Below are 25,103 nucleotides of genomic sequence, written 5' to 3' on the forward strand. Positions count from 1 at the left end.
AGGATTCATTAAATTTTTAATGAACCGATTTTAAATTAATCTAAATTTTAAACAAATGAAATTATATATTTCCAAGGTTATTCTTGGACTATTCCTATTATTCACACAATTTATATTTGCTCAAAATCTTTCTAAAAACCAGTTCACCGTAAAAGGAAACTGCGATATGTGCAAGGAAAGAATCGAAAACACTGCCAAAAAAGCAGGTGCAAAAGAAGCAAGATATTCTATCGATTCACAGATTCTAACTTTAGAAACAGATAGTAATATTTCTACCGATGACATCTTAAAGAAAGTTGCTGAAGCAGGCCATGACAATGAAAAATTCAAGGCTTCTGATGCTAATTATGAAGCGCTGCCGGGATGTTGTCACTACAACAGAGATCTGCAGCCAAAAACAGCAGAAAACCATGAGCATCATTCAAAAAAAGAGAATGAATTTTATGTAAAAGGAAACTGTGAATCCTGCAAAACCAGAATCGAGAAAGCAGCAAAAGATGCCGGAGCCGATTCAGCGGAATGGAATGCGGAAAAGCAGATGGTTACCTTGAATTTTAACCCTGCAAAAACCTCATCAGATAAAATTCTAAAGAAAATTGCAGATGTCGGTCACGACAACGAAAAGTATAAATCCAGCGATAATACTTACAAAAATCTGCCATCTTGTTGCTTATATGACAGGGAAATTCCTTTTGGTGAAGCCAATCCGAAAGTACATTTTGAAGAAAATGAAATAGGTAAAGGTGATGAACATTCAGTACATTCTAATCATGAAGCATCAAATAATGATCCCCAAACTAATGACGAAAAATCAATTGCAGGGGTTACATTGACGGGCACAAAAGGCTCAACTGTTTTAAGTAAAAAAGAAGCGGGTCTGGTTTTTAATATTGATAAAAAAGAACTATTAAAAGCAGCATGCTGTAATTTATCCGAAAGCTTTGAAACCAATGCGACGGTTGACGTTTCTTTCAGCAATGCGGTTACTGGTACGAAACAGTTGAAAATGTTAGGCTTAGATCAAAAATATACGAGCTTAACCAAAGAATTGCTACCTGAAATCAGAGGGCTTGCCTCAGCTTACGGATTGAATTTCATTCCCGGAAGATGGATCGAAAGCATTCAGCTGACAAAAGGAGGAAGTACGGTTACCAATGGCTACGAGAGCATTACCGGACAAATCAATACAGAATTATTAAAACATGCCGATACTCCAGAAACTTCATTGAATTTATTTTCTGATTTTAACGGAAGAGCCGAAGCCAACTTCACAAATGTTGCCCCGATCAACGAGCATTGGTCGCAGACATTTTTACTTCACGGAAACGGAACTTTCGGAGATACGGACATGAATGACGACGGCTTTCTTGACAGACCGAAAGGAACACAGCTAAATGCAGCTTATTTATTAAATTACAATGACTTAGATCATTCTGGATTAGGTTCACATTTTGGAATTAATTTTATTAAAGATGAAAGAACTTCGGGGCAGATCGGTTTTGATAAAAAAATTCCTCAGGATAAACAATCGCTTTACGGCGTTGGGATTGATATCTCAAGATTTCAGGTCTGGAACAAAACAGGCTATGTTTTCAAAGGGAAACCTTACCAAAGTTTAGGCTGGATGAATCAGTATACTTATCATCAGCAGGACAGTTTTTTTGGGTTGAGAAATTACTCAGGGAAACAGCATACCTATTATTCAAACTTAATTTTTGAAAGTATTTTAGGAAATACCAATCATAAATATAAGGCCGGGGCAAGTTTTATGTATGACGGTTATGAAGAAACCTATTTAACGAATAATTTTAAGCGAAATGAAATTGTTCCAGGAGCTTTTGCAGAATATACTTTAACAGGATTAAAATATACTTTGGTAGCGGGCGCAAGAGTTGATTTTCACAATCTGGCGGGAACTCAGTTTACACCTAGAATGAATTTTAAATATGACATCACTCCACAAACTATTCTAAGACTTTCCGCCGGAAGAGGTTTTAGAACGGCCAATGTCTTTGCGGAAAGTCAGCAATATTTTGCCTCAAACCGTTCAATTCAGATTTTACAGAACGGCGGAAATATTTATGGCTTAAAACCAGAAATTGCATGGAATTACGGAGCGAGTTTACAGCAGGAATTCAAGCTTTTCGGAAGAAAATCCACGATTGTTGCTGATTTTTTCAGAACAGATTTCCAGGATCAGGTGTTGGTTGATTTAGACAAATCACCTCAGCAATTGACTTTCTATAATCTGGAAGGAAAATCTTTCGCCAATTCTTTCCAAACGCAGTTGGATTTTACACCTTTCAAGAATTTTGATGTAAGATTGGCTTATAAATATTATGATGTTCAGGCTGATTATCTGGATGGAAGACGGGAAGTTCCGTTCATGGCGAAGAACAGAGGTTTTGTGAATTTGGCCTATTCAACCAATAAAAGTGAAAAAGGAGCATTCTGGAGTTTTGACACCACTTTAAACTGGGTCGGGAAACAACGACTTCCGAACACCTCAACAAACCCCGCAGAATTTCAATTACCGATGTATTCAGAATCCTACGCGGTTTTGAATGCACAGATTTCAAGGAATTTCAATAAGAAAATCAGAGCATATCTGGGTGGTGAGAATCTCACTTCTTACTATCAGAAAAATGCTATTGTTGATTTTAAAAATCCTTTTGGAAATTATTTTGATGGCGGAATGGTATATGCTCCGATCATGAAGGCAAATCTTTATGTTGGATTGGATGTGACATTCTAGGTTGGAGAGTTTGAGAATTGTAGAGTTTCAGTGCTATTAAACTCATTATTTCAAATTTTCAAAAATTAAAATTATCAGCATGGTTTCAATAATTTAATATTTGAAGCCATGCTTTTTTGTATCTTTAAACTAAAGTAAATCCATGTCGCTACCGCTTATTTTTGAAGATAACTACAAGAAACTTGGTCTTGAAGTTTTTTCTGATAAAAACCTTGAAATAATTAATGGAAATAAGTTCCGTTACGATATCAAAGTTTTTTTTATTCCTGCCGGTTACGAACTTTCGGTAGATTTCAATCATTTTAAAACGACAAAACCAAGCCTGTTTTTCATAACCAATCAACATTTAAAAGTTGAAAAAGGCGAAGAAGAAGCAATGCTTTTATATTATAACCGGGATTTTTACTGTATCCAGATTCACGACAAGGAAGTTGCCTGTGATGGACTGCTTTTTCATAATGTTTTCGAAATTCCTTTTGTAGAGCTTAATGAAGAGGAAACTGGGATCATTAAAAATTTATTTCAACATATAAAAGATGAGCTCGAATCTCGTGATTCCTCCGCCGAAGAAATGATCCGCACTTATGTGAAGCAAATCATCATCCGCGCGACTAGAAAATGGAAAAAACAGAATCTTAATAATGACAACATAAAAATTCCGAGCAGTGAATTGGATATTTTCCGCGATTTCAGCAGGCATCTCGAAATTCATTTCAGGGAAAAGCACAATGTGGCAGATTATGCAGACTTGCTTCATATCGCTCCAAAAACATTAACCCATAAATTCAAAAATTTAAACCTGGATTCTCCAAATCAGTTTATTATCAATAGAATTCTACTGGAAGCCAAACGGTTATTATTTTACACGGATAAAGCAGTCAAAGAAATTGCCTACGATCTTGGATATGAAGATCCGGCTTATTTCAACCGGCTTTTTACCAATAAAATAGGAAGCACTCCGGCAAATTTCAAGAAAAATTACACTTCGGGAAAAAAGTACAAGATTTAAGTCTTTTTATCTATTTATTTAAACTAAAAGCCGACATATATTTGTATCATCAAAAACAAACAACATTAAATAACAAAAAAAACAAAACATTATGAGACGTAACGCAACAGCCGTTTGGAACGGTAACATTAAAGAAGGAAACGGACACATCACTACTCAAAGCACAACTTTAAACCAAACTCAATATTCTTTCAACAGCCGTTTTGCTGACGGTGTAGGAACAAACCCTGAAGAATTATTGGCAGCAGCCCACGCAGGATGCTTTACCATGAAATTGAGTGCAGAACTTTCCCAGGCTGGTTTCACACCTGAAGAATTAACGACAAAATCAGTGATTACTTTAGATCCAAACATCGGAAAAATCACAAAATCTGAATTGACTTTAACTGCAAAAATTCCCGGGATTTCGGAAGAAGATTTTCAGAAATATGCTAAAATAGCGGAAGAAGGATGTCCTGTGAGTGCAGCTTTCAATTTTGAGATTACTTTGAATGCTACTTTGGCGAATTAATTTAAACCATTAGTTTTAACTTAAGAAGTTAAGGATATTAAGTTCGCTTTTCTCAATTTATTTGAAAACAACATTATAAAATCAATAGGAACGGGCTTTAGCCCGTTTTTTTTTCAATAACGCCAATTAAATGATTTATCTTAATTAAACTTTCTCCTTAAATCCTTAATGGTTAAATTACTTATTTCAAATAGAATATACCAATCGGTATATTTTTTGTACATTTGTATCATAATTAATTGACAATGTCAACAAAAGCAGAAAAGACAAAACAATTCATTATCGAGAAAACGGCTTCTTTGTTTAACACCAAAGGCTACACTTCCACGTCTCTTTCTGACATCACGGAAGCAACGGGATTAACAAAAGGCAGCATTTACGGGAATTTCCAGAACAAAGATGAAGTTGCAATTGAAGTTTACAAATACAACTCAGGGTTGTTGGGAAAAAATATGTCCCGATCATTGGGTGAAGAATTTCCTACAAATATTGATAAATTAAATGCCTTTGTAAACTTCTACCGTAAAAACTGGAAATTTGTCTTTGAAACCGGTGGCTGTCCTTTGATGAACGCCGCAACAGAAGCCGACGACACTTTCCCGAATTTAAAAAAGCAGGTTACAGAATCATTTAAAAGCTGGATAAAAAACATCTCAGAAGTTATTGTTGAGGGACAAAAGAATGGAGAAATTCACAAAGAATTAAATGCTGAAGAATATGGATCGTTATTCATCATGATTGTTGAAGGCGGAATTTTACTTTCAAAAACCACCGGTGACGAAAAATATCTCAACCTCGCTTTAGACAGAATACTATTAATTATTGATAAAGAATTAAAACTCCTTCCATCATAAAACTTCACAACATGGAAACAAAAAAAGTAGCAATTGTCGGATACAACAGAATTCCGTTTGCCAGAATCAGTACAGCATACTCAGACAAAGGAAACCAGGATTTACTGATTCCCACGTTGAATGGTTTGATCAACAAATACAATCTGAAAGGAAAACTTCTGGGTGAAGTTGCCGGAGGAGCGACGATCAAGCATATTTCCGAGAGCAACCTCATCAGAGAAACCGTTATGAATACTTCTCTCGACCCTGCAACTCCTGCATGTGACCTTCAACAGGCCTGTGATACAGGAATTGAAGCGGCCATCTATATCGGAAATAAAATTGCATTAGGACAAATCGAAAGCGGAATTGCCTGTGGTGTCGAAGCTATGAGCAACATTCCTTTTGAGTCTTCACCAAGATTAAGAAAAGCATTATTAAAAGCCAATAAAGAAAAATCTGCCTTTGGAAAATTGAAACAATTATTAAGTCCGAAGCTTAAAGACTGGATGCCGATTCCTTATAAAGGACAGGAACCAAAAACAGGGTTGGTAATGGGCGGCCACACAGAAATCACTGCAAAATACTATCAGATTTCCCGCGAAGATCAGGACGAACTGGCTTTAAAAAGTCATCAGAATATGGCAAAAGCTTATGATGAAGGCTTCTTTGACGATATGATTACGCCGGCTTTTGGTTTAGATAAAGACAATAATCTTCGCCGTGATACGAGTTTGGAAAAATTAGCTTCATTAAAACCAGCTTTCGATAAACAAACCGGAACATTAACAGCCGGAAATTCAACACCGTTTACCGATGGAGCTTCAGCGGTTTTGCTGGCTAGTGAAGAATGGGCAAAAGCGAACAATCTACCGATTTTAGCATATATCACCTTTTCAGAAATTGCCGGAATTGAATATGTTGAAAATAAACAAAACTTATTGCTCGCTCCTGTCTTTGCAGCCGACAGAATGCTCAAAAAAGCAGGAATGAATCTGGAAGATTTTGATTATTATGAAATTCATGAAGCATTTGCAGCACAGGTTTTAGCAACTTTAAAAATCTGGGAAAATGATGATCTGGCCAAAAAATTCGGGCTTGAAAAAGCGTTAGGAAAAATCGATCGAAATAAATTAAACGTAAAAGGCGGAAGCCTTGCAGTAGCGCATCCATTTGCAGCAACGGGAGGAAGAATTATCGGGACTTTAGCCAAGCTCTTAAACGAAAAAGGAACCGGAAAAGGATTTATTTCCATCTGTGCCGCTCGTGGACAGGGTATAACGATGATTTTAGAAAAATAAAAACTGAATATGGATAGATTAACACAATTAAAACAGTTCATCGGAAAAGAATTCGACCAGTCGCCATCGCCTTTTATGAAGTGGCTCAATCCGATTGTTGTGTCCGTAGAGGAAGGAAGCTTAGCTTTTCAATATAAAGTAAGACCGGAATGGCTGAATCCGGTTGGAAATCTTCATGGTGGAGTTACGGCAGCGATTGTTGACGATATCATTGGGGCCACTATGTTTTCTTTAAACGAAAATTCTTTCATCACAACCATTAATAATGTGATTGATTATTTTTCAACTGCAAAAGAAAATGATAATATTGTAGCCGAAACCAAAATCATTAAAAGAGGAAAACAATTTGTAAACGCGCAATGTGAAATTTGGAATGCAGACAAAACGCGATTAATTGCAAGAGGAACCTCTAATTTATTCAAAATCAATAATTAAAAAAATGAAAAGAGTTGTCATTACAGGTCTTGGAGCAGTAACACCTTTGGGAAATAATGTCGAAGAATTCTGGCAAAATAGTATCAACGGAGTAAGCGGGGCGAATAAAATCACCCATTTCGATACAGAAAAATTTAAAGTACATTTCGCCTGTGAGGTTAAAAATTTTGATCCAAAGGTTCATTTAACTCATAATGAAATCAAAAAAAGCGATTTGTTTTCACAATATGCGATGTATTCAACTGCGGAAGCATTGAAAGATTCCGGCCTTGAACTGGAAAACATGGATCCGTTCGATACCGGAGTAATCTGGGGAACCGGCCAAGGCGGAATGTGGACTTTTGAAAGCGAAGTAATGAATTTCGCACACGGTGACGGAACACCAAGATTCAATCCTTTTTTTGTTCCTAAATTTATTGCAAACATGGCTTCGGGAATGATTTCCATGAAGTTTGGCCTTCAGGGAATTAATTATACCACAATTTCTGCCTGTGCCACAGGAAATACTGCCATAATGGATGCTTTCAACTACATTCGATTAGGAAAAGCGAAAGTAATTGTGAGCGGCGGTTCTGAAGCAGCGATTTCACCGGCTTCCATCGGAGGTTTTTCAGTTATGAAAGCAATGTCTACGAGAAATGATGATTTTGCAACAGCCAGTCGTCCTTACGATGCAGACAGAGACGGTTTTGTGATGGGAGAAGGCGCGGGAGCATTGATCTTGGAAGAGTATGAGCATGCCAAAGCAAGAGGTGCAAAAATCTACGCAGAATTAGTGGGAGCCGCCATGACAGCCGATGCGTATCACATGACGGCACCTCATCCGGACGGGATTGGAGCAATTAAAGCGATGCAATTGGCATTAAAGGAAGCTGGAATAAATGCGGAAGATATTGATTATATTAATCCTCACGCAACCTCAACTCCAATGGGAGATATTGTCGAATTGAACGGCATTAATAAATTATTCAAAGGAAGTAAGAACCTCGACATCAGTGCTACAAAATCGATGACAGGTCATTTATTGGGAGCAGCCGGAGCAGCGGAAGCTATTCTTTCCATTAAGGCGATCGAAAACGGGATTATTCCACCAACGATTAATCTTCATAACATTGATGAAAATATCCCGAGAGATATTAATATTGTATTTGGGGAGGCTAAGGAAAAGGACATTACCTATGCTTTAAGCAATGCTTTTGGGTTTGGAGGACATAATGCAACGGTGATTTTTAAGAAATTTTCTTAATTAAATTTAAACCATTAAGATTTAGATTAGTAATAAGAATATTAGAGATTTTTCCTTCGTCAGAATGACAAACTATAGAATTTAATACAAATAAAAAAAGCAGTCAAATCCGACTGCTTTTTGTTTTTATGATTTCAACCATTCCGATCGGGAAAGGTAGTTCTGGTCCGGATAATAAATGAAGAGAAGATTTCTTCCTTTAATGGTATTAATAATCGGCTGTGTAAGATCTCTCGGAACAGCCGGACAACCCCAGCTTCTCCCAATTCTTTTATGCATTGCTGCAAAATCTTCACTTACATAATCTGCACCGTGCATTACGATTGCTCTTCTGTAAGCCGCATCATTAAAGCCTTTGTCCATTCCCAATAATCTTAGAGAGTATCCATTCTCACCATCATAAGTTGCATCCGTGATATAAAATCCAAGGCTGCTCTGCAGCGAACTTTCCGTATTAGAAAAATTCGTCGCAAATTCTTCACCTGTATTTTTTCCGTGTGCTACCAATGAATTGAATAATACTTTTCTCTCATTCATATCAATTACCCAAAGTCTTTTCGTATTTGAAGACATAGAAAAATCGCATACCGTAAGTAAATGCGAATCCTGATCAAGTAAACCTGCTTTCTTTAGATTTTCAAAACCTGTTAAAGCTTTGAAGAAAACATCATCGTTGAGCTCATGTCCTGGTTCAAATGCAATAGATTTGTATAATTCTTCTGATGAAGACGCAGAATTTGTGGTCTTCTCAGATTTCGTGTCGGCTAATCTTTCAATTTTTTTTGTACTGATATCATTCTTTACAATTGCCTTTTTTGGAGACAAATAGAATGAAGTAGTTACCATGTAAACAATAGTTAATAAGCTATAAAATCCTTTCATTCAATATTATGTTAAATCCAATTGAGTCAGCAAATGTATAAAAACATAATTTTTTAACCTGAATTTTCCAACTAAGTTTAACGCAATTTAAGAAACTTTAACTTCCTGATTTTGTGAATTAAAGAATTACTTTTCCGAGTCCGGGACGAATTCCAAGCTGATCGAATTCATACAGTAACGCAGTCCCGTCGGTTTCGGCCCATCGTCAAAAACGTGTCCCAAATGTGAATCACATCTTTTACAAAGTACCTCTACTCTCTCCATTCCGTAGGCTGTATCTCTTTTATAATACACTCCTTCTTTATCGGCTTCAAAGAAACTTGGCCAACCGCAACTGCTGGAAAATTTTGAGGTCGAACGGAACAAATGATTACCACAAACCGCACAATAATACTCTCCCAATTCATCAAATTCATTATACTTTCCGGTAAAAGGCCTTTCCGTTGCAGCCTCTCTCGCGATGGTATATAAATCGGGAGCAAGGATTTTCTTCCATTCATCATTAGAAATATCCAGTTTTGTAGTATTTGTCCTTGAATAATATGGATTGTTTTTTGCTTCGTTTTCCATAGATTTATTTAAATATTTTTTTGATATTAGTTTAAATTAAAATATTAAACACATAAGTTCATTTAAGATTAAAATTACACAACAAAGAAGAACACATAGTCTTTTTAAAATCTTTGATTTTCTTCTTATGTGATCTTAATTATTTTCAAAGCTTTAAACTTTCTTAAGTGTTCTAATGTGATTAAAAATCTTTTGTGGCTAGATTAAGTATAAACTTCACAACCAAAATTACTAAATTTGAGAATATGAATGATGAAGCAAAAAGAAAACAGCTAAGAAAATATAAGGCATTTGCCACAGGATTGTTTGTTTTGATGGCGGTGATTTTTATTATCATGACGATTCTTCAAAAAACGAATGATTCACATTGGATTGGCTATGTGCGGGCTTTCTCGGAAGCGGCAATGGTAGGTGCTTTGGCAGACTGGTTCGCGGTTACTGCACTTTTCCGCCATCCGCTTGGATTACCGATTCCGCATACCAATTTAATTGAAAACAGTAAAGAAAAGTTAGGTGATAATCTGGGAAGTTTTGTGGTGAGCAACTTCCTTTCACCACAAAATATCCGTCCGTATATTCAAAAATTAAAGATCTCAAATTTTGTCGGAGAATGGCTTGGAAAGGAGAAAAATCAGGAAGTTTTGATTAAAAATCTCTCGGATATTGTTTTAGACATTCTGAATAAGCTGGATGATTCTGAAGTAAGCCATTTTATCAGCAAAAAAGTTACGGAGATGACTGATAATATTAAGTTTAACGCTATTCTCGGAAACGGAATCAATTATCTTTTAGACAAAAATGATCACCAGAAAATCATCACAAATCTTTCATCTCAAATTAAAAATTACATCATCGAAAATGATGAAATGATTCAGGAGCGAGTGAAAAAAGGTAGTTATTCTTTCATACCGTCTTTTGTAGATAACAAAATTGCTGATAAAATTGCGAGCGGACTTGCAGATTTTTTTAAAGAAGTGGAAGAAGATCCTGAACATGAAATCAGAAGTTTAATTACAAAAAGGATTTACGAATTTTCCGTTGATTTAAAAGAAGATCCGAAATGGGAAGACGAGTTTAAAGACATCAAAAACAATCTCCTGAAAAATGATAAGCTGGATGAATACTCCAATGACATCTGGATTTCCATTAAAAATACATTGAAAAAAGAACTACAGGACGATGAATCTTCATTAAAAAATTATTTAACTAAAAACCTGAATGAATTTTCACAAAATCTTAAAACTGACGAAAATCTTCAAAATAAAATCGATCATTGGGTTCGTGTAACGGCTTACAAATACATTCTTAAAAATACCCATCAGTTTGGAAGTCTTATCAGCTCGACCGTTGGGAACTGGCAGGGAAAAGAACTAAGCGAAAAGCTGGAGCTGGAAGTTGGGAAAGATCTCCAGTTCATCCGGGTCAACGGAACTTTGGTCGGCGGATTGGTTGGGTTGCTCATTTATACAATTGCTCATTTCTTCCTCTGAAAAAACATTAACCAAACTATAACTTAACCATGAAAAAAATCTTCACTCTCTTATTTTCTTTAAGCTTAACATTTTTCCTCTGTCAGAAAGTTGAACTTAAGAAAGTAACAGATTCCTCACAAGTTTTCAAAGGGGAAATTGCTGGAAATCCTATCACTCTTCAATTGAATTTCAGCGGCATTATTGACTATCACCAATATCAGCATTTTGTAGACGGCTGGTATTATTATGATAAATACAAGAAAAAAATTCCGTTGACAGGAATTTATAATCTCGGTGATTTATACCTTTTTAACTTTGGAAATCAACAAAAAAATTCATCCAAAAATTTTAAACAGAAAATTACCCGCAACCTCATCGAAAAATCAGACAGTATTGCAAAAAAATTAAAGGTAAAAGAAATTTTAAGTTTATCCGGACAGGACTTCAGCAAAGGGGTTTCTGGGAATTTTTACATGGGAAACAAAACATTTCCGGCTAAATTATTCACAAAAGATACCAGAATTTACCGCTATAATAATTATCTGACCTTACCGAAAAATAAAAAGATCAACACTTACGATTTCATTAATCCTCGCGGAGGAAATGAACTGATTTCCTATGCCTCAGACAAGTCAGGAAACCGGGTTTTATTATATTTTGAAGAACTTTCCAACTTCAATTTTTGTGGAATGTGCGGTGCAAGTGACGGCGAAAAAGGCTATAGAATCATTTATTTTACCAACGACTGGAATTTCAAAAAGTATGAGGATTTTTTGACAGAAAGCTGTATTGAGAATATTTATGACACTAAGATTATGAAGAGTAAAGATCCTAAGATTTTAAAATTTAATATTCAAAAAACCACGACTTCTCCGGCTTATACTTTAACTGTTGATGTGAAAAATGCTTCGGTTGTAAAGTCAAAATAAAACAAAAGAGAGTCACTACAACTCTCTTTTTTTATCATTTTTATCTCGGTAATCTGCTTGCTCTTTTTAAAAGCTCTTTGTTGATTTCATTAATCAATTCCGGGCCTTCGTAAATAAATCCAGTGTATAATTGAATCAAACTTGCTCCGGCATCCAGTTTTTCGATCGCATCTTTTGCCGTATGAATTCCACCAACTCCAATGATCGGGAAAGCTCTGTTGCTTTTTTCGGAAAGAAAACGAATCACTTCTGTTGATCTTTTGGTTAAAGGTTTTCCGGAAAGCCCGCCCATTTCGGATTTATTTTCTGAAGTTAATCCATCACGAGAAAGCGTAGTGTTTGTAGCAATTACTCCTGCTATTTTTGTATCTTTTACAATATCAATGATATCTAAAAGCTGATCATCCGTCAAATCCGGAGCTATTTTCAATAGAATAGGTTTTGGATTTGATTTTTCTGAATTCATTTGCTGTAAAGTTCCCAACAATTGAGTTAAAGGCTCTTTATCCTGTAATTCGCGAAGATTTGGCGTGTTCGGGGAACTTACATTCACCACAAAATAATCCACATACGGGAAAAGTTTCTCGAAACAGATTTTGTAGTCGTTGACTGCTTCTTCGTTCGGAGTCACTTTATTTTTACCGATATTTCCGCCGATCAGGACGTTTTTATTTTTCTTTAGCCTTTCAACAGCCGCATCTACTCCATCATTATTGAAACCCATTCTGTTGATGATCGCAGAATCTTCCATCAAACGGAATAATCTCTTTTTATCGTTTCCGGGTTGACCCTTTGGCGTCAAAGTCCCGATTTCTATAAACCCGAAACCAAGATCTGAAAGTTCGTTGAAAAGCACTGCATTTTTATCAAAACCGGCAGCTAAACCCACCGGATTTTTAAATTTTAATCCAAAAACTTCTCTTTCTAATCTTTTGTCTTCAACAGGTTTTGGAAGGAAAAGTTTTGCTAAAAAAGAAAAATTCTTAAGCATCGAAAATGTAAAATAATGAACTTCTTCGGGATCGAATTTAAAAAGAATAGGACGAATAAGCGATTTGTACATTGAAAAAAAGTTTTACAAAAATACTTATTTTAAACTTAATCTTTGGCGAACTGATCATATTTTATCAAAAATTGTTTAAAATATTAAAAGAGTTTGTTTAAAATTTTTTAGAGCTTTTTCCCGCTTTTCATTGCAATCTTTTTTTGCAAAAAAGGATTTTCATTTCAATCGGGGCTAGGATCACAGTCGTTAACTCAAATTATTTGTCATTGCGAGCAAAGCGAAACAATCTCATTCAATACGCCCAAATAATAGTTCTGCTTGTCATCCTGGAAGGATCTCTACTGTGTAATTTAAAAAAATATTATAACAGTCTTATTTTCATGCTTTAGATCCTTCCAGGATGACAAACTTTATGTAATAAGAAATAGCTAAAATCAAAAAATGTAAACCGCTAACCATACATGCTCAAATCGAAATTCAGAATATCTCCTACTCTTTTAAACTCCTCATCTATAGTGGCATTTACCGTAATTCTCTCGTTAGAAACAGGATGATTAAAAACCAACTGATGGGCGTGAAGCGTCATTTTGGTGATACCAAATGTTTGAAGCCATAACTTGTTTTGTTTATTGCAACCGTGTTTACGACAGCCTAAAATCGGATGTAAAATATGTTTAAAATGTTTTCTCAACTGATGAAATCGTCCCGTTTCAGGAATCGCTTCTACCAAGCAATATCTCGAAGTTTGGTGCTTTAAAAAAGGCAGATCTATTTCCGAAGTCTGTAGACGATGATAATAAGTGATTGCATTTTGTTTAACTTCATTTTCATTAACCAAATCATAATCAATTGTTTCTTCTTCTTTCGTCCAGCCTCGAAGAATTGCCAGATATTTCTTTTCAACTTGTCTTGTTGCAAATTGATCACTCATGGTTCTCAAGGTATCTTTATTTAAAGTAAACAACAAAACGCCAGAAGTTTTTCTATCTAATCGATGTACAGGAAAAACTTTTTGCCCAATCTGCTTTCTCAATTCCTGAATAGCATAGGTATCAGCTTCTCCGGAATAAAAAGATTTATGAACCAATAATCCGCTTGGTTTATTAATGGCAATAAGATGCTCGTCGCGATAAAGAATTTCTAACATGGGACAAAAGTAGAAATTTCAAATCTATTTAATTTTTTCCTGACTTCTTTGGCGAGTAAAAAACCTAACGGGTTTTGGAAACCCGTTAGGTTTGAGTTTTTGGTAAAATAGAATTTTCCGACCGATTTAGCCCTGATTGAACGGTATGTTTGAGCTCATTTCAGGAGTTTCGGCGCGGCGGCTCCGCCGCCGCGCCGAAACTCCTGAAATAGCGAGTAGTGAAAGCAGGTTCCCGGCTCCTGAAAAATTAATTTAGTAAAACCTTCATTAAATTTCTTTATATTCGTAAAAACTGAAAATTATGGGAGAATATTCTAATTTTTTCATAGCATTGATCATCATTTCTATCATTATAGCTGCACTTACATTGGCTGCTATTGATCCTAAAAAACATAAAATAGTAAGAATATTTTTATTTGTTGTTGCTGGTATTTTTTTGATCATTGGTTTAGGCCGATATTTTTTAATAACTATATCCAATGTAGGTTCTTACCGATATTAATATTTTCCCGATAAAAAACATTATTTTTGCACTTCAGACGTAAAAAAGATTATGGCAAAGCAAGAAGATGTTTTCAAGAAAGTGATTTCTCACGCTAAAGAATATGGTTTTATTTTCCCTTCCAGTGAGATCTACGACGGTTTATCCGCGGTTTATGATTATGGACAAAACGGTGCCGAACTAAAAAATAATATCAAGCAATATTGGTGGAAAGCGATGGTACAGCTTAACGAAAATATTGTGGGTATTGATTCGGCGATCCTTATGCATCCAACAACCTGGAAAGCATCGGGACACGTAGACGCTTTCAACGATCCATTGATTGACAATAAAGATTCTAAAAAACGTTTCAGAGCAGACGTTTTGGTGGAAGATTACTGCGCCAAAATTGAAGATAAAGAAAACAAGGAAATTGAGAAAGCAGCGAAAAGATTCGGTGATTCTTTCGATAAAGAGCAGTTTGTTGCAACGAATCCAAAAGTGTTGGAATATCGCGCAAAAAGAGAAGCTATTCTTTCAAGACTGGCAAAATCTTTGGAAAATGAAGATCTTGCTGATGTAAAATCTTTAATTGAAGAACTTGAAATTGCTGATCCTGATACCGGCTCTAAAAACTGGACGGAAGTAAGACAATTCAACCTGATGTTCGGAACTAAATTAGGTGCTTCGGCAGATTCTGCGATGGATCTTTATTTAAGACCGGAAACCGCTCAGGGTATTTTTGTCAACTTCTTAAATGTACAAAAAACTTCTCGTCACAGACTTCCTTTTGGTATTGCACAAATCGGAAAAGCATTTAGAAATGAAATCGTTGCAAGACAGTTTATTTTCAGAATGCGTGAATTTGAACAAATGGAAATGCAGTTTTTCGTTGCTCCGGGAACTGAACTGGAATTCTACGAACAATGGAAGCAAAAACGTCTGAACTGGCACTTAGCTTTAGGTTTAGGAAACGACAGTTACAGATTCCATGACCATGAGAAATTGGCGCATTATGCCAATGCTGCGGCTGATATTGAGTTTAATTTCCCATTTGGATTTAAAGAGCTGGAAGGTATTCACTCAAGAACAGATTTTGACTTAAAAGCTCACGAAGAGCATTCAGGAAGGAAACTTCAGTTCTTCGATCCGGAAAGAAATGAAAATTATGTTCCTTATGTTGTGGAAACTTCCGTTGGTTTAGACCGATTATTCCTTTCAATATTCTCTCATTGTTTAAGAGATGAAGTATTGGAAGACGGTTCAGAAAGAACGGTTTTATCATTACCACCGGCTTTAGCGCCAATTAAAGCAGCAATTCTTCCATTAATGAAGAAAGACGGTTTAGCTGAATACGCAGAAAATATCTTCAATGATTTGAAATACGACTTCAATTTATTCTACGAAGAAAAAGATGCCATCGGAAAACGTTACAGAAGACAGGACGCCATCGGAACACCTTATTGCATCACTATCGACCACGATTCTCTTATGGATCACACAGTGACAATCCGAGACAGAGACACGATGCAGCAGGAAAGAGTTCCTGTTTCCGAGCTGAGAAGGATAATCGATGAGAAAACAAACTTCAGAAATTTACTTTCTAAAATATAAATTGAAAGCCTTGAGAAATCAGGGCTTTTTTTATACACTTTTTTTGAATAGATTTGTTTTTAAACTAATTTAATTCAAATATTCATGGGGCTAATCATCTTACAGGGCTTTTTAATTCTCCTTATTGTTTCGGTTATCCTTATTTATATTTTGGGATATGGATATTTATTTAACGGGATTTCTAAAACTTACCTTAAAGGAAAACTAAGCGCCAATATCGATGACGGAAAGTTTTTCACCAGCAACCTCATCTCCACAGGAAGCCCAAAACTCTGGGAAGAGGCTGCTGAATACAATAAAACAGACTTACCTAAAAATATAGTTGATGATTTAATTCATTCCAATACTGCATCATTTCTTGTAATAAAGAACGGAAAATTAGTCCATGAGCAATACTGGAACGGCTATAATCAATTATCAAAAACGAATTCTTTCTCAATGGCGAAAGCTGTTACGGTAATGCTTTTAGGTAAAGCTTTAGAAGAAGGGAAAATAAAAAATATTGATGAAAAATTTTCAGATTATTTTGATGAATTTAAGCAAAAAGAATTCGGAAAGGATTTAACCTTAAGAAATCTTGCTCAAATGGAATCCGGACTAAACTGGAATGAGGATTACAAAAACCCTTTTCTTCCCAACGCCAAAGCTTATTATGGAAGAAGTCTCAAAACCGCTACTTTTTCAAGAAAATTTAAACACAGTCCGGGAGAACAATTTGAATATCAAAGCGGCTCCACACAACTTTTAGGATTTGCAGTAAAAAGAGCTGTCGGGCAATCATTGGCAAGCTATTTATCAGAAAAATTCTGGATCCCGTTGAGAATGGAACAAAATGCAGAATGGAGTACCGATGAAAGCGGAATGGAAAAAACGTACTGCTGTATCCACTCCAACTCAAGGGATTTTGCTAAGCTTGGTCAGTTATTTTTAGACAACGGAAAAGTTGGGGACCAACAAATTTTAAATCTTGATTTTATTAATCAAATGAGAACTCCCACAGAAAAATCTAAAGAAATATATGGAATGGGGTTCTGGATCAATAATGATAATCCTATTAAACATTATTATTTTTTAGGACTTCAAGGTCAATATATCATTATGATTCCTGAACATAATATGGTAATTGTAAGAACAGGAAGCTATAATAATCTGCCTAAAACCGACAGAGGAAGACCCGATCAGGTGAAATTTCTTGTGAATGAAACTGTAAAATTATTTCAATAAAAATCATGGAAAAATACAGCACAAAAGTTGATGAATACATTGAAAAATCGCAGGATTTTGCAAAACCTATTTTAAATTATCTCCGTGAAGTGGTTCATGAATTTTGCCCGGATTGCGAAGAAGCGATAAAGTGGAAATTTCCTACATTTATGTATAAAGGAAAAATTCTTTGTTCCGTAGTTTCGTTTAAACAATACTGCAGCATGGGCTTCTGGCTTCATGACGAGATAAAAACATTACGCGAAATAGATACCAAAGTTGAAAAAACCAATATGTTCAGCTTAGGAAAAATCACTAAAATTGAAGACCTTCCTCCAAAACCTCAGCTCAAAAAAATTATTCAGGAAGCAGTGGAATTAACGGATATGGGAGTGAAACTGAAAAAAGCTGCACCTTCAAAAGTTGAAATTGAAGTCCCTGAATATTTTCAAAATGCATTAAATAAGAATAAAAAAGCCCTGGAAATTTTTGGAAAAGCATCACCTTCTTTCCGAAAAGAATACATTACGTGGATTCTTGATGCAAAAACCGAAACTACAAGGAATAAAAGAATGGAACAGGCTCTGGAATGGATTTCCGAAGGAAAAGGACGGAACTGGAAATATAAGAGAAAATGAGTTTTGAGTTATGAATTTTGAGTTATAAGCTTTTATTAACTAAAATTTTAGTGGAATCGAAAATTAGCCTCTGTAAGCGTATTGTTTTTAAGGAAAGCTTCATATTCTGGGGATAATTGTTTGCGTCCAAAAGTATTTTCTCCGCTCATACTTCCGAGGCGGACTTTATCTTTCCCATATTTCTTATTCATTGCATCCATGGCCTTCATTACGGGTAAATGTTGATTCTGGGTGTCCTCTTCAAAAAGATTGATCAATCGCTGATCTTCAGGTACAAAATCATTAACGATCACTCCGGCTTTTTTATAAGAAAAACCTTCTCGAAAGATCTCTTCAAAAAGTTCATTCACTACCCTGCCAATCAAAATTGACGAATTTGTAGGATTGGGAAGAATTCTCGTGGCTGCATTTCTGTATTCCGGCAGATCTTTTCTGAAGCGGTTCGTCTGAACAAAAACCGTCACCATTTTACAACAGGTATTTTGTCTTCTCAATCGCTCGGAGCAATACATCCCGAAGGTTTCCACCCGTTCGCGGACATCTTCTTTTTTGGTCAACATTTCCATGAAGCTTCTGGTAACAGCAATGGACTTTTTTGGGGACGGCGCATCCAGCTCGAGCTGGCGGATTCCTTTTAATTCGTTCACCATTCTCACCCCATGAATTCCCATGATTTTACGAACCCACATTTCAGGTTTTTGAAGAAGGTCCCAAGCTTTATAAACGCCGTTGTCCTTCATTTTTACGGCCAGTCGTCGCCCGATTCCCCAGACATCATCGATGTTTAACCATTTTAAGGCTTTTTCGATTTTATCTGGTGTGTCTAAAATGTAAACTCCTCCAAACTTTTCCGGAAATTCTTTTACGATTCTGTTGGCTACTTTACACAGGGTTTTTGTAGGTGCAATTCCGATGCTTACGGGAATATTTTCTTGTTCTTGGATTTCATTTTTAATGTTGATACAATAATCGTAAATATTAATGTATTTAAAGCTTTTAAGGTCAAGAAATAATTCATCAATTGAATAAACTTCAAAATCTGCCTTATCAACATACGCTGTTGAAATCTCTATAACACGCTGGCTTTTAAAATTATATAATTCAAATTTTGCGGAAAAGCATTTTACATCATACTTTTTAAAAAGCTCTTTATACTTAAAGGCCGGAGCCGCCATTGGAATTCCCAGATCTTTTGCCTCTTTGCTTCGGGACACAACACATCCGTCGTTGTTGGAAAGTACCACAACGGGTTTATTTTCGAGGTCCGGATCGAGCGTTCTCTCGCAGGAAACGAAGAAATTGTTGCAATCTACTAAGGCATACATGATTAAAATCTGAACATTTCAATACACAAAATTATAATTTTTAAAACAGATTATTATGTTTAATTTAAATTTTAACGTTAAATTTAATTGATTGATTTTTAGCATATTAATTTATTCAAATACGACAAGTTTTGTCGCACCAAGCATCTAATTTTGCTTTCCAAAAACACACAAAAATTGATAATATGGATAAAATAACATTACAAAGAATCGAGAGGCTTCATCCTTTGGTAAGAGAGGAAGTAAAACAAATTATTAAAGAATGTGACGAATCTCTAAAAGGCAGAGCTAAAGTAAGAATTACACAAGGCTTAAGAACTTTTGAAGAACAGGAAAAACTGTACGCTATCGGAAGAATTACAGCAGGAAAGAAAGTGACCAATGCCAAAGCCGGACAAAGTATTCACAACTACGGATTGGCAGTTGACATCTGTCTGATGATTGACGGGAAAACAGTGAGTTGGGATACGGTAAAAGATTGGGACAATGATCAGGTAGCCGATTGGTATGAATGTGTGAAAATTTTCGCAAAACATGGTTGGGACTGGGGCGGAAACTGGAAAATATTTAAGGATCTTCCCCATTTTGAAAAGAAAAATATTCCGACCAAAAAAGGTGTGGTAAAGACGAGTTGGAGAACGTTGCAGAAGATGAAAAGGGATAAAGAAGGGTATGTAATTCTGTAATTACTCTATCAATCGACATCACAAGATAAATTCTCTTAATAGGGAATTTATTTTTTAATACGACAACTTCTGTCGCTTCTCCGGCCTACATTTGCTTTACAAGAAACACCAAAAAGCAACTCAATAAAAAGCTAAAACCAATAGTCATTTTTTCGGAAATCTATTGGTTTTAGTTGTCTAAAATTGCCAGGCGATTCTTGAAAAATAAAGTAAATCACATGAAAAAGACAACCATTCTTTCTTTGGACGGAGGCGGAATCAGGGGAATTATCACCTGCATTATTCTGCGTTACATAGAAGAGCAGCTGCAGTTTTATGATAACCCAAATGCAAAATTGGGCGATTATTTCGACTTGGTTGCAGGAAGCAGTACAGGAGGGCTGATTGCGTCTATTATTCTATGTCCCGATGAACACCGGAAGGCAAAATATTCTATCCAGAAAGGATTAGAATTGTATGCTGAAAAAGGTGGCGACATATTCCAGGTTTCTTTTTGGGAACGATTGATAAATCCGTTTGGATTGATCAACGAAAAAATTTCCCAAGACGAGCTTGAAAAAAATTTGAATGACTTTTTTGGAAATTTAGAATTAAAGGAATTGATAAAACCATGTTTGATAACAAGTTATGATATCGAAAACAGAAGGGCAAAAATTTTCAATTCATGGAAAGCCAGATTAAGCACCGACAATTTTTATGTAAAGGATGTCTGTAGAGCGACTTCTGCAGCTCCGACGTATTTTTGTCCGGTTCAGATTAAATCCATGTATGGACAGATTTTTAGTTTGATTGATGGCGGAATGTTTGCCAATAATCCTGCACTTTGTGCTTATGCAGAGGCCAGAAAGATTCCTTTTGCGGAAGCTTTGAAAAACCATCAGAAGGCGAATCATCCGACTGTGAACGATTTACTGATCGTTTCCATCGGAACAGGAATTGAAGCAAGGCCTTATTCTTTCAGGAAACTGCAGAAAGCTGGAAAAATCGGCTGGGTAAATCCTATTATTGATATTTTAATGTCTGCGAATGCCGAAACAGTGGATTATCAGCTTTGCCAGATGTTCCAGACTTTAGGGCAAAGAAATCAGAAAAATTATTATCGACTAAATCCTTCGTTGAAGAATGCTTCTCCCGCGATGGATAATGTAAAGAGGTCAAATATAGAAAATCTGATACAGGCAGGACTGAGTTATATTGATGATAACAGAGAAGTTTTAAATCAAATTGTACAGAAGCTGATTAAAAACAAAATATAAGCTTTTGAGATTATAATTAGCTAATATTAGCTTTTTAGATTATATAAAAATAATATTAGCTTTATTACTTATGAACACCAGAAATGAGAGCATTATAAAATAATACGACTCTGTTTTCATTTCTGGTATTCATTTAATTGAAGGCATTCATTATACTATTAACTTAGAAATAGTTATATTTTATAGCTACTATTTAAATGCAAAAAAGAAAATTATAATTTTTTAAATAATTAAATCACGTCAAGTTTTGTCGCTTCCCACTTATATCTTTGAAGTATAAAATAAAGCACAAAAACAATCATTAAAAACTTAAAAATAACCTTCGAATTCAACATTGATATAATGCTGAACAGCAAGAACTCTATTCTAATTTTAACACAAAAAAGACCAAACAAAAACATGGAAACACCAAATCACAACCAAGATACAATCTTCGATGAAGGACTGTACACCATTGAATGGAGCGACATCGAAAACGCAGAGATAGACTATGAAAACTATCTTAATGACATTGAAAATTTCTTTCGGGAAGATTTTGATAATGATATTTTAGAAGAAGCTATTTATTAAACTAAATTTTTAAACACGTCAAGTTCTGTCGATGTCCGATCTTACCTTTGAGGTATAAATAAAACACAAAAACCAATCAGATAAACATCTCAAAACTCCTTTGAATTCACCATTCACAAAATGTTGGACAGCCAGAACTGTGTTTAAAATTAACATCAAAAACCTAATAAAACAATTAATGAAAAGAGGTTTCAACACATTATTAATTAACAACAAATTACAAAATTTATGAAAACAAAAGAAGAACTAAAGCTCTATTTTGAAAATGGAGACAAACCGACACAAGAGCAGTTTTGGCAGTGGATGGATTCTTACTGGCATAAGGATGAGAAGATTACACAGGATTCAATTGATGCGATTGAGAAAGTATTACCTCTGATTGATAATAATGAATTCAAAGGAGTTTTCTTATCTGTAACATTTCCTAATTATGTAAAGAAAATTGCAGATCAGGCATATTTCTATAATGGTACTATTAACCAAATTGTAGAATTATTTTTAAATGAAGGTCTTGAAGAGATTGGAGAATATGCCTTTTTTAACCAAAATATAAAAAAGATCAAAACTCCTTCTACGCTAAAAACCATACATCCATATGCATTTATTAATCAAGTAAATACATATAATAGTAATGAATCTTTAGACGCTATTTATTTAAATGAAGGGTTAGTAACTATCGGAGATCGTGCATTTGAGTGTCCTCGAGCACAAGTCATTAAAGATTTATACATTCCAAGCTCTGTACAAACCGTCGGTCAAAATGCTTTTGCAATCCCTTCGCTTCTAACGGTTTCCGCTCCTACAGGACTAGATTTAAGTAACGCAGGAATTCCTGCAACAGCCACAATCACATATAGATAAATATTAAAATGAAAACAAAAGAAGAACTAAAACTCTATTTTGAAAATGGAGATAAACCAACGCAAGAGCAGTTTTGGCAGTGGATGGATTCTTACTGGCATAAGGATGAGAAGATTACACAGGATTCTACTGAATATTACGAAAGAGTAATTCCTTTTTTGATAAATGACAATTTACAGGGTTCGGCTATTCAGCTTTTCATTCCTAAAAATACTAAAAAAATTATTAGTGGCGCTTATCTCTATTCGGGAATGTCATACCAAATAATAAAGGTAATTTTTAATGAAGGGCTTGAAGAAATAGAAATATCTGCATTTAATAACCAAAATATTAAAAGTATTGTAACTCCGTCAACATTAAAAATCATTGGCCAATCAGCATTTGCATATCAAGGAAATGTTATCAATGGCTCAGACTCGCTCGAAGCAATTACTTTGAATGAGGGATTAGTAAAAATAGAAGACTCTGCTTTTAATTGTCCTAGAAGTACTGTAAAAGACTTATACATTCCTGGCTCGGTACAAATTGTCGGTCAAAATGCTTTTGCAATCCCTTCCCTTGAAACTGTTTCCGCTCCTACTGGGTTGGATTTAAGTAACGCAGGAATTCCTGCAACAGCCACAATTACATATAGATAAAAAAGAAATTATGAAATCAAAACAAGAAATAAAAAAATTCTTCGAAAACGGAGATATTCCCAATCAGGAACAATTTTGGGATTGGCAGGATTCCTATTGGCATAAAGATGAAAACATTCCATCCAATAAAGTTGATATTGATCTTTCTCAAAAAGCAGATTTAGTTGGCGGAAAAGTTCCTGCGGCACAACTTCCAAGCTATGTAGATGATGTAATAGAATTTAATTCGTTTACGGCCTTACCTATACAGGGTGAATCTGGGAAAATTTATGTTAATACCGATACTAATAAAATTTACAGATGGACGGGAACAATATACATCGATATTACACAAGGAGATGTAGGAACCTTACAGGCTGTAACGGAAAGAGGAAATGAAACAACAGAAAACGTTAAAATTCAAGGGACATACTTTGGAGGATTAGCAAGTGCTGAGAATATCATCATTGGTGATGAGTCTTCTTATGTTAATAATCGAGCAGGTGGTACAATTGCAATCGGAAAAGGGACAAAGCCGGAAGGAACGGATCATTTAGTAATCGGAAATACTGCATTAGCCAATAATGTTAGTGGCTCAATCGGTAATACTGTTGTCGGACATTTTGCAATGATGCAGTCTCCAAGCTCAAGTGAAAATGCTGTTTTTGGCTACAATACTTTCAGTAGTTCTACAAATGCATTTGCAAATGCTATATTTGGAACTTATGCCGGTCAGTTTTCTGGCGAATCTCTAGTTCAAAATACAATTTTTGGATATAATGCAGGTAATGGGCTAGGCTCTAATTCAGGCAGTAATATCATTATTGGTGCTCAATCAGCTTTTGGAAATGTAGTTTTAAAGAATAAATTATATATACATACCTCTTCTTCAAGTTATACCAAAACAGTATCAGACGCCCTAATTTCAGGCGATTTTGTTGACCGATACGTCAACATCAACGGTAAGTTTTCTGTAACTCCAGGCCAAATGCCTTCATCAGACAGCAGCTACACAAAAAATATTGTGGCAAAACCAGACGGAACTTTCGGATGGGAGAATAAGGTGGAATATATTCCTTTAGAAGGTGCCCCAATGAATAAACCGGTTACAGGAGATATATACGTTAAAGACAGCTTAAACTATACACGCCTATCCCCAGGATTTATTTATTGCTCAGATTTATCCGATAACGGAACTATTATTTCAACTGCCTCAGTTAAGTTTCTAGAAGCAAACCAGGGAACAGCAGATTTTACAAAATATGGAATTACTACGCTAGAAGGAGAATTCACTATTGCCTGCTATAAACCCAATGCAAGAGGTCTTTCCGGACATTTTGATTATACAGAAAATATAGAAGACTTAGATTATGTTCAAAAGAAATATGTAGACAAAAAGCAATCCCATTCAGCCACAGAAGTAAAAACAGGAGCAACGTGGATCAATGGCAAACCGATCTACAGAAAAACAGTCGTTTATGACACCATCCCTTCCAACGGTGAAATTGATATTACTGTTGATTTTAAAGATGTAGAAATGATTGTTTCCAACCAGATGTTTACAGAATGGTATGCAATGGATGTTGCTTTTGCCGGAAATCAGTGGAGAGGACAGGTATTTATCACTTTACAGCCCAATGTGGCGAAAATTGAAGACATCAAAAACTTAGGTTACAATTATTCATTAATCGATTCATTCACTCTTACCCTGGAATACACAAAAACAACAGACTAATAACTAAAAATCACAAAATAC

General features: G+C 35.4%; 24 protein-coding genes. 19 read left to right on the plus strand and 5 right to left on the minus strand.

All coding sequences use genetic code 11. From position 1 onward, the window contains the following. Window positions 1-55 precede the first annotated feature (55 nt). The 7 genes from ATE47_RS16000 to fabF all read left to right on the plus strand — a co-directional run bounded on the left by ATE47_RS16000 (window position 56) and on the right by fabF (window position 8,090). Entirely contained in the window at window positions 56-2,755 is a 2,700-nt protein-coding gene (locus ATE47_RS16000) for a TonB-dependent receptor domain-containing protein (RefSeq protein ID WP_062162894.1), read from the plus strand. 142 nt (window positions 2,756-2,897) lie between these two features. After that, window positions 2,898-3,764 carry a helix-turn-helix domain-containing protein gene (locus tag ATE47_RS16005; protein ID WP_062162895.1) on the plus strand — a complete coding sequence of 289 codons (867 nt, stop codon included), beginning with the start codon at window positions 2,898-2,900 and terminating at the stop codon, window positions 3,762-3,764. Window positions 3,765-3,855: 91 nt separating this feature from the next. Then, window positions 3,856-4,275, plus strand: coding sequence for an OsmC family protein (locus ATE47_RS16010; protein ID WP_062162896.1), 420 nt, complete (start codon window positions 3,856-3,858; stop codon window positions 4,273-4,275). 245 nt (window positions 4,276-4,520) lie between these two features. After that, window positions 4,521-5,129: a TetR/AcrR family transcriptional regulator gene (locus ATE47_RS16015; protein ID WP_062162897.1), complete on the plus strand. Its 609-nt coding sequence runs from the start codon at window positions 4,521-4,523 to the stop codon at window positions 5,127-5,129. 11 nt (window positions 5,130-5,140) lie between these two features. Next, window positions 5,141-6,409: an acetyl-CoA C-acetyltransferase gene (locus ATE47_RS16020; protein WP_062162898.1), complete on the plus strand. Its 1,269-nt coding sequence runs from the start codon at window positions 5,141-5,143 to the stop codon at window positions 6,407-6,409. A 9-nt stretch (window positions 6,410-6,418) separates the two neighbouring features. Continuing rightward, window positions 6,419-6,844 (plus strand): PaaI family thioesterase, encoded by a 426-nt coding sequence (locus ATE47_RS16025; protein ID WP_062162899.1) that lies wholly within the window; start codon window positions 6,419-6,421, stop codon window positions 6,842-6,844. A 4-nt stretch (window positions 6,845-6,848) separates the two neighbouring features. Next, window positions 6,849-8,090 carry a beta-ketoacyl-ACP synthase II gene (gene fabF, locus ATE47_RS16030; RefSeq protein ID WP_062163585.1) on the plus strand — a complete coding sequence of 414 codons (1,242 nt, stop codon included), beginning with the start codon at window positions 6,849-6,851 and terminating at the stop codon, window positions 8,088-8,090. Window positions 8,091-8,216: 126 nt separating this feature from the next. Here the strand turns inward: fabF and ATE47_RS16035 are convergent, their stop codons facing one another. Then, on the minus strand, window positions 8,217-8,972 hold the full coding sequence (locus ATE47_RS16035) for a murein L,D-transpeptidase catalytic domain family protein (RefSeq protein WP_062162900.1): 756 nt from the start codon (window positions 8,970-8,972) through the stop codon (window positions 8,217-8,219). 126 nt (window positions 8,973-9,098) lie between these two features. Continuing rightward, window positions 9,099-9,542: a peptide-methionine (R)-S-oxide reductase MsrB gene (gene msrB, locus ATE47_RS16040; RefSeq protein WP_062162901.1), complete on the minus strand. Its 444-nt coding sequence runs from the start codon at window positions 9,540-9,542 to the stop codon at window positions 9,099-9,101. 245 nt (window positions 9,543-9,787) lie between these two features. Between msrB and ATE47_RS16045 the strand changes: the two genes are divergently transcribed. Continuing rightward, on the plus strand, window positions 9,788-11,032 hold the full coding sequence (locus ATE47_RS16045) for a DUF445 domain-containing protein (protein WP_062162902.1): 1,245 nt from the start codon (window positions 9,788-9,790) through the stop codon (window positions 11,030-11,032). Between the two features lie 29 nt (window positions 11,033-11,061). After that, entirely contained in the window at window positions 11,062-11,943 is an 882-nt protein-coding gene (locus ATE47_RS16050; RefSeq protein ID WP_062162903.1) for a hypothetical protein, read from the plus strand. A 40-nt stretch (window positions 11,944-11,983) separates the two neighbouring features. Here ATE47_RS16050 and ATE47_RS16055 read toward each other — a convergent pair whose 3' ends face one another. Then, window positions 11,984-13,006: a quinone-dependent dihydroorotate dehydrogenase gene (locus ATE47_RS16055; protein WP_062162904.1), complete on the minus strand. Its 1,023-nt coding sequence runs from the start codon at window positions 13,004-13,006 to the stop codon at window positions 11,984-11,986. A gap of 394 nt (window positions 13,007-13,400) precedes the next feature. Next, complete coding sequence (locus ATE47_RS16060) at window positions 13,401-14,096, minus strand: pseudouridine synthase (RefSeq protein WP_062162905.1); 696 nt, start codon at window positions 14,094-14,096, stop codon at window positions 13,401-13,403. A gap of 301 nt (window positions 14,097-14,397) precedes the next feature. Between ATE47_RS16060 and ATE47_RS19090 the strand changes: the two genes are divergently transcribed. From ATE47_RS19090 to ATE47_RS16075, 4 genes are all read left to right on the plus strand, one after another. Next, window positions 14,398-14,598, plus strand: a complete 201-nt coding sequence (locus tag ATE47_RS19090) for a hypothetical protein (RefSeq protein ID WP_150114840.1) — start codon at window positions 14,398-14,400, stop codon at window positions 14,596-14,598. Window positions 14,599-14,649: 51 nt separating this feature from the next. Then, entirely contained in the window at window positions 14,650-16,191 is a 1,542-nt protein-coding gene (locus tag ATE47_RS16065; protein WP_062162906.1) for a glycine--tRNA ligase, read from the plus strand. A gap of 84 nt (window positions 16,192-16,275) precedes the next feature. After that, window positions 16,276-17,415 (plus strand): serine hydrolase domain-containing protein, encoded by a 1,140-nt coding sequence (locus ATE47_RS16070; protein ID WP_062162907.1) that lies wholly within the window; start codon window positions 16,276-16,278, stop codon window positions 17,413-17,415. 5 nt (window positions 17,416-17,420) lie between these two features. Further along, window positions 17,421-18,032 (plus strand): YdeI/OmpD-associated family protein, encoded by a 612-nt coding sequence (locus ATE47_RS16075; protein ID WP_062162908.1) that lies wholly within the window; start codon window positions 17,421-17,423, stop codon window positions 18,030-18,032. A gap of 47 nt (window positions 18,033-18,079) precedes the next feature. Here ATE47_RS16075 and ATE47_RS16080 read toward each other — a convergent pair whose 3' ends face one another. After that, window positions 18,080-19,357: a Y-family DNA polymerase gene (locus tag ATE47_RS16080; protein ID WP_062162909.1), complete on the minus strand. Its 1,278-nt coding sequence runs from the start codon at window positions 19,355-19,357 to the stop codon at window positions 18,080-18,082. Window positions 19,358-19,542: 185 nt separating this feature from the next. On the opposite strand from ATE47_RS16080, the gene ATE47_RS16085 reads away from it, so the two are divergent. The 6 genes from ATE47_RS16085 to ATE47_RS19400 all read left to right on the plus strand — a co-directional run bounded on the left by ATE47_RS16085 (window position 19,543) and on the right by ATE47_RS19400 (window position 25,082). Further along, window positions 19,543-20,043 (plus strand): M15 family metallopeptidase, encoded by a 501-nt coding sequence (locus ATE47_RS16085; protein ID WP_062162910.1) that lies wholly within the window; start codon window positions 19,543-19,545, stop codon window positions 20,041-20,043. Window positions 20,044-20,261: 218 nt separating this feature from the next. Then, window positions 20,262-21,299, plus strand: coding sequence for a patatin-like phospholipase family protein (locus ATE47_RS16090; protein ID WP_062163586.1), 1,038 nt, complete (start codon window positions 20,262-20,264; stop codon window positions 21,297-21,299). Between the two features lie 399 nt (window positions 21,300-21,698). After that, the gene (locus ATE47_RS19295) at window positions 21,699-21,869 is read left to right on the plus strand and encodes a hypothetical protein (protein WP_185097101.1); all 171 of its coding nucleotides are present in this window, start codon (window positions 21,699-21,701) and stop codon (window positions 21,867-21,869) included. 228 nt (window positions 21,870-22,097) lie between these two features. Then, entirely contained in the window at window positions 22,098-22,730 is a 633-nt protein-coding gene (locus tag ATE47_RS16100) for a leucine-rich repeat domain-containing protein (protein ID WP_062162912.1), read from the plus strand. 8 nt (window positions 22,731-22,738) lie between these two features. Next, entirely contained in the window at window positions 22,739-23,368 is a 630-nt protein-coding gene (locus ATE47_RS16105; RefSeq protein WP_062162913.1) for a leucine-rich repeat domain-containing protein, read from the plus strand. Window positions 23,369-23,378: 10 nt separating this feature from the next. After that, window positions 23,379-25,082, plus strand: coding sequence for a hypothetical protein (locus ATE47_RS19400; protein ID WP_062162914.1), 1,704 nt, complete (start codon window positions 23,379-23,381; stop codon window positions 25,080-25,082). Window positions 25,083-25,103: the final 21 nt, after the last annotated feature.

The organism is Chryseobacterium sp. IHB B 17019 (assembly GCF_001456155.1).
In the GTDB taxonomy this organism is placed as follows: domain Bacteria; phylum Bacteroidota; class Bacteroidia; order Flavobacteriales; family Weeksellaceae; genus Chryseobacterium.